Source organism: Rhizobacter sp. P1_G5, from assembly GCF_056405435.1.
The window spans coordinates 1-1,525 of record NZ_JBFUCB010000949.1; the positions used below are offsets into that span (position 1 = coordinate 1).

Annotated in this window: 1 protein-coding gene and 1 pseudogene; both read right to left on the bottom strand. The window is 73.2% G+C overall.

What is annotated here, in order from left to right; all coding sequences use genetic code 11:
- Positions 1 to 260 (bottom strand): annotated as a pseudogene (locus AC1D12_RS33015) (hypothetical protein); the annotation flags it as partial.
- Between the two features lie 216 nt (positions 261 to 476).
- Complete coding sequence (locus AC1D12_RS33020) at positions 477 to 1,442, bottom strand: FUSC family protein (RefSeq protein WP_477827516.1); 966 nt, start codon at positions 1,440 to 1,442, stop codon at positions 477 to 479.
- Positions 1,443 to 1,525: the final 83 nt, after the last annotated feature.

Here is a 1,525-nt window from a genome sequence, read left to right on the forward strand (position 1 = left end):
TCGCCGAGCACTTCGATCGGCAGCGTCAGTGCGGAGGGTTGCGGCGCCGGAGCGGGTGAAGGCGCGGGAGCAGGGGCCGGCGCAGGCGAGGGCGAGGGCGAGGGCGAGGGCGCCGGGGCAGGACTCGGAGCGGGAGCCGGGGCCGGCGAGGGGGCCGAACCCACCGGTGCCGGCGCGGGCGTGTCGCCGTCATCCGAGCCGGAGCCGCAGCCGGCCAGCAGCATCATCGACAGGAAAAGAGTGGAAACGGTTCCGCTCACACGTGCGGCTCGGCTGCTTCGGATCATCATTCTGGGGTGGGACCTATCGCTTTCGCCGATGGATGACGCGGTGCCGCTGACGGGATGTGTCAGTCCGGCTTCACTTCGCGTCGATTCGTGCCGGGAAAGGCGGCGTGGGCCTGCGGTTGTTCTGGATGCAGGTCTCGAAGCAGGTCGCATGCCGCGGCGCGGCGGCACTTGCGATTGGATGCAATTTCAACGCGACTGCGCGGCGTGCAGGCTCTCGAAGCGTTGCGCGAGTGCGCGCAGGTCGTGCGCGAGCAGGCCGACCGGGCCGGCGATGCGGGCGGCAGGGCGCGGCGACGCGAGCATCGAGAGGTCGGGCATCGCCCGTGCGCGCAGCGCCTGGGCCGCGCCGCGCAGGGCCTGAGCGATCGCCGCAGTCGGGGCCGCCGCGTCGGGCTGCAGACCGGGCAGCAGGCGGGCGATCACGGCGCTGTCCTGGTGGACCCGGGAGACCATGCGCGCGAGCTGCACGTGCGCGTCGCGCTCGACGGGCCGTCTGCGAAGGCGCGCGATCCATGCGCGTTCGCGATCGGCCTGCACTGCGATCACGGCGAGCTCCCGCAGGCGGCTGCGCACGGTGCCGTCGGGTGCCGCATCGGCTTCCTCGTCCAGAGGTCGGGCGAACGCCTCGAGCAGGTCGGCGCAGGCACCGGTGAAGCGCGCACCGGCGCGCGCGGCTCGCAGCAGCAGCGACACGCCGAGCCCGACCAGCACGCCGATGCCGACTTCGGCGCCGCGCAGCCATGCGACCTGCAGCGCCGAATGCCCCGGCATGCTGCCGCTCGACAGGATGATCAGCGCCGCGACCGGTGCACTGGCGATCAGCGGCAGCGTGGCACTCGCGAACGCGAGGGCGGCGACGATCAACAGCGTGGCGGGCGCCGCATCGACGCCGTGGTGCCGCAGCCAGACGCCGCCGACTCCGCACAGCGTGCCGAGCACGGTGCCGCCGAGCCGTGCGCCGCCGGCGCCGACGCTCGCGCCGGCATTCGGCCGCACGACGATGAGTGCCGACATCACCGCCCACAAGCTCTCGGGCAGGTGCAACGCGCTCGACACCGCATAGGCTGCGATGACGGCCACCGCGAGTTGCGCGCCGTGCCACAGGCGCCCGTCGGCGCGTGCGTGGGCCACGCGTGCGGCGAGTGAGGTCATGTCACGTTCCTTTGCATCGACGCCGCGCGACCGCCGAGCCGCACGGCCAGTGCCTCCATCAGCGCGCACGCCTGCAGCAGCGT

Coding starts and splice junctions, on each gene's coding strand:
- AC1D12_RS33020 (WP_477827516.1), bottom strand. CDS start 1,442: ATGACCTCACTCGCCGCACGCGTGGCCCACGCACGCGCCGACGGGCGC.